Below are 4,906 nucleotides of genomic sequence, written 5' to 3' on the forward strand. Positions count from 1 at the left end.
AGATCGGCAGCAGAGGCTTACGGTGCTTCACAACGAAATCACCCAGTTTATCCATGAATCGATTAGACGCTGTTGCCTGGTTTTCTTTCACTTTCATCGGAAGCCACTTGAGCATGGCGGGTAGCAGTGTCATCGACAAGAAACACGCAATCATCACGCCTAGGGCCGCTAGATTGCCAAAATCTCTGAGTACTGGCGAATCCGACATATTCATCATCAAAAAGCCGATTGCAGTAGTGACCGATGTGATCAAAATAGGCATGAAGTTAACCGCAACGCTTTGCTCAATAGCGTATCGTTTTGAGTAACCGCTCTGCATGTTATGACGCATTGTCGCAATGACATGGACACAATCGGCAACGGCGAGTGTCATAACCAGTGTGGGTATATTTACGGTGGCCGTACTGATAAACATTCCCGCCCACCCAGAGAGCCCCATCGTTGCTGCAACAGAACCAATAATGACGACAAGCGTTGCCAGAACACCGAATACAGAACGAAGCATCACGGTTAAAAAGACCAAAATGACCATCAGCATGGCAGGCACTAAGGTAGCCGTGTCTGACTGAGCAGATTGCATAAACGCGTTATTCATCGCGATGATGCCAGCCTTGTGGAACTCAACATTGGGATAGAGTGCTTGGTAGCGTTCCACCATTTGGTTGATGCTCACAATGACTTCTTGCACTTCAGACGTTTTGTCCACTTCTGGCAGTTGAACCGTCACATTAACAACCGTGACATCGCCTTTTTTCGATATGAGTGAGTCCACTAGAGCGGGCTCTGTTAATGCAACACGCCTAATTTTTTGTATACGTTGATCGGTAAGCGCGTAACCTTCATAAATAAGGTCTTCAACGATCAGGTCATCTGCATCGGCTTCTGTATGTTGGTAGTTTGCTAACGAATCGACACGGCTAGAGTAAGGAACTTGCCATGCATCATTGGTTAAATCTTGGACCAGGGTTAGTATTTCGGGGGTGAATACCGATCCTTGCTCAGGTGCGATAACGATGGCGAGATTGTCTGATTTGGTAAACGTTGTTTGTATTTCTTCAAACGCCAATAACTGCTTATTGGAGCCTTCGAAGAAGATATTGTAGTCGCCTCTAAAATAGAGGTTCTTTGCCCCTAAAGCCGCAAAGACAACAAGTGATAACGTGGTGAGTATCACCCAAAAAGTAAACTTGGTTGGTAGTGTAAACCAAGCGTTGATGTTGTTAGGCGGTGGATTCGATGGTTTCATCACAGTCTCCGTTTGTGACGTTTCGTCATTTATTGCCATTAAAAAACCAGATCAATCTGGCTTAAGCACCGAAGTTATAAAAACTCCGAAAATAGCAACACTAATGCATCAATAAGAGCATGGGGTAACCCCAATATTATGTGACGAATCGTCATAAATGGTGATTTAAAAGCCCACTATACATGGGCTTTAATCGATACGTATGAATTTAACGACCAACAGAGTTTAAGTACTCGACTTCTTCACTGAATAATTCACTTTCTACTCGACGCCAAGTTTTACGGTAATCCCATTCCGAAGAAAGAGGCTTCCAACCTAAACCATCAAGTAACATGTTTGCATTGTGCAGCACTGAAAACGGGTCTTGTAAGCGATTGATACAATGACTATTAGACGCATTTTGCGTCAATGCATTGGAACCAAAAGCAATGGACCAGTTTGCAAATACTATCGCGTCAGAGCCGATTCCTGAAGAAAATTTGAGATCACCCACATCAGCGGCTAAACCGACTAATTCATCGGCCTGGCTGATCACCATCTCTTCGAGCGCGTTTAATCCGGCGACTCTCTCGGGTGATGCTTTCTCTAATACCCAGGGGCTTTTAGCCATGATGGCGCACGTTGAGAGTACCGGCTCCATACGAGCATAAATACGATACGCAACATGCAGTGCAATCACTCGTTCCCGAGTATTCCCTTCAAAATCACCAATTCGGTCAAACAGCAGCGCTTCACTTTTTAACGAATGAATACACAGGGCCAAAATTACATCTTCTTTACTGCAAAAATGATTGTAGATAGTCCCCTTTGAGTACGGGCTAGCCGACGTCAATTTGTCCATTGTTAAATTGCTAAATCCTTGTTCTTGAACAAGAGATTTAGCCAACAGAGTTAACTCGACTTCTCTATCCGCTATCGCTTTCTGTTTTTTGGACAAACCAAAAGAACAGCCTTGCGACTCTTTCTTACCATCTTTTTTACAGTTAAAGCCAAACATGTTATTTCAATCCGTTTTCGTCAAACCACTTAACGCTGCAATTGTAACACGAATGCAAAATCTATGTACCTTACCTTTATGACGATACGTCATTTTTGACGCATCGTCATAATATCTAATTCATTGAGCAGATCAAGAGATTTGTTGAGATTTATTTAGAAAACTTATGGGTCGTATCGAAATGCGGTGTTTGAACAATGAATAGACAAAAAAATAGAGAGTAAATACTCTCTATTTTTCATGTACATATGCGTATTGAGTTATGAATTACTCAAGTGTAATGGCATTGATATCAACGCCATCACCGTCATATGGGTCTAAAGCTCCACTCCAATAGACATTCAATGCATCTTCAATTTTTATTTGAGAAATTGCACATCCTTCAAAGCCTTCGCCAAAGCTAAACGAGAAAGGTTGTTCGGCATTAAAAATCTTCGCCCCGCTATCTAAATCGTTAGTCAGCAGTATTTGTCCTGAATTCAGTTCCTTGTTTTCACAACGTGTTAACGTTACTCGAACTAAGCCGACTTCGTTAAACTGGGTTGAAGAAACCTCATTAAAGGAAAGCGCCTTACCAAATACTGGACACGCTGATATGTGGCCCTGTTCACGCAAACGCAGCTCTACATTCCCAGCCTTACCCAAAGACAAAAACTTATCGTTGTCACTGTGCAGAATATTCTCTTTGGTACTGCGGTTTGGATCGCCATGGTTAGTATCACTGACGCCTTTACTCCAAGCGATAACGGCTTGGCTCAAATCACAGCCAAAAAGCTCTGGAGCTTTGTCTCCGGTTAAACAAAATGTCTGAGCATCTCCTTTAATTGGGTAGACTTCTTCGCACTGTGCTTGTCTTGGGTTGCTGGCAAACTCGGTAACGGCGATTGAACGTAACAGAACTTCATTACTGTTGTGTAGATGTTCCTTGTTAACCGTCAGTGATGTGTAATATTTGCTTGCTTTAACAAATAAGGTTTCCGTTTTGAACCCTTGATCCAGCGTTTCATCCGGTTCAACTTCTGTTGTCAGATAGTTAAGTGACCAATCTATATTGACGAACAAATTAGGGGCTTCTGATGCTTTATCTGAAAATGTAATCGCCCTTACTGTTAAATCGCTGTTATCACCACGCCAGTATGGATTCCCATTATTCGAGGCTTTTATGACGATTCTATCAAAGCCATTTTCCACAACATCGAAGGCCTTTTTATATTGACCGCCAGCGCTGTTTGAAGCAAACGGCTGAGATGAGACTTTGATACCGTTGCGATAAAATTCTGCAATCCCTTTCTCTTGCTCTTGAGCATAAAAGTGGGAGAATTCAATTTCTGCTTGGTACGAAATATTTTCAAGTAAATCAAAGCTCAAGCGCTCCGACACCCCTCGCTGTCTCGCAAAGCGATAATCCACTTCGTTAGATAAGAAGTAGCCATTACTCGCACGGCTTCTTACTCCCAGGCCCGAGTAGGAGCGATTCACATAACCCCAGCCTAAATGGGCAGAGCCTGGCCAGACAAAACCTTTTGCCTTAACAAGGACATTATCTTGATAAAGACGATAAAAGTTACGTCCATAACCCGAAAAATCAATCCGCCCTGTTAGTACATCGTTGTCACTACTACTAGAGTTATCATCGTCATTTTTACACCAAGGTTTATTCCATCCATTAGTGTCCCAGTGACGGTTCAGCCCAGAAAAATAATTGTAAAGATTGTGGTATAAGCCGTAACCATGGGAAGCGTGATATTGTTGACATAAACCAGCAGAGCCAGAATCGTCAATTGGCGTTACTTGTCGATATTTGAATTCGAAAGCATAGGTTGCGCCGGGAGTCGTTGGGATATATGTCCGCATACGGTAGTTCTTTAAACTACCATCTTGAAGACAAGATTCCATTTCTAGGTTAGCAACTTCTCCATCAGCGTCTGAATCAGCATAATCAGCCGCTTGCGTCGCTTTGAATGCGGTTTGGCAAGCAACGTTGTTTCGAATATCATAGAGCGCTTCTTGTCGCCCTTTTTCGGTGTCGGTATTTGGATAAGCATCCCACACGTCTGGATACATGCCATAGATAGAACTGAACGTCCATCGCGTATCAAAGCTTATCTTGTTATCTTTTGTATAAAGAACTTTGATATAGTCTGGAAGCATATCCGGGTAAAGTTCTACTTGCTCATCAAACTCTAACCCTTCGATAATTCCCCAATGTCCCTGTGTGTCAGAACCTTGATACCCATAATGATACTCTTGCGACGACGTATCGCTCGCATAGGTATTCAATGTACTCGTGATCAGTGCGGCGCAGACCATCATTTTTAATTTCATTATTATCCCTTACTCGTAGTGCACCAGTGAATAGACAAGCTAAAAAAGTAGAGCCAGAGGCTCAAAGACTTGTAATACACGGATTCTGGAAGCAAACTCACACAAATAAAACCTTTCTACACCCAAAGTCGTGAATATCAGTGAAATTACAGTGCTTACAAGTGGGAAATCGTCAGGGATCAGTCAGTCCATGAATCGAAGCATTAGAAAAGAATGAGAGCAGATGAAAGCTTATCATCTTTCATTTTTACGTGGGATTGGTCGATATTACTGAGAGTTTTAAAATGAAAAAAGCCCTAGCATTTCTGCTAGGGCTTTAAATTTGGAGCGATACATCG

General features: G+C 42.5%; 3 protein-coding genes. All 3 read right to left on the bottom strand.

Features of this window, described 5'->3' with window-relative positions:
• The coding region (locus ACP45E_RS20735; RefSeq protein WP_158008407.1) for an efflux RND transporter permease subunit at positions 1-1,246 on the bottom strand (1,246 nt) is incomplete at its 3' end.
• Positions 1,247-1,454: 208 nt separating this feature from the next.
• Positions 1,455-2,243 (bottom strand): TetR/AcrR family transcriptional regulator, encoded by a 789-nt coding sequence (locus tag ACP45E_RS20740; RefSeq protein WP_017037995.1) that lies wholly within the window; start codon positions 2,241-2,243, stop codon positions 1,455-1,457.
• Between the two features lie 267 nt (positions 2,244-2,510).
• The gene (locus ACP45E_RS20745) at positions 2,511-4,568 is read right to left on the bottom strand and encodes a hypothetical protein (protein WP_017037996.1); all 2,058 of its coding nucleotides are present in this window, start codon (positions 4,566-4,568) and stop codon (positions 2,511-2,513) included.
• Between the last annotated feature and the right edge of the window lie 338 nt (positions 4,569-4,906).

It is taken from the genome of Vibrio genomosp. F10 str. 9ZD137, assembly GCF_049974785.1.
Lineage (GTDB): Bacteria > Pseudomonadota > Gammaproteobacteria > Enterobacterales > Vibrionaceae > Vibrio.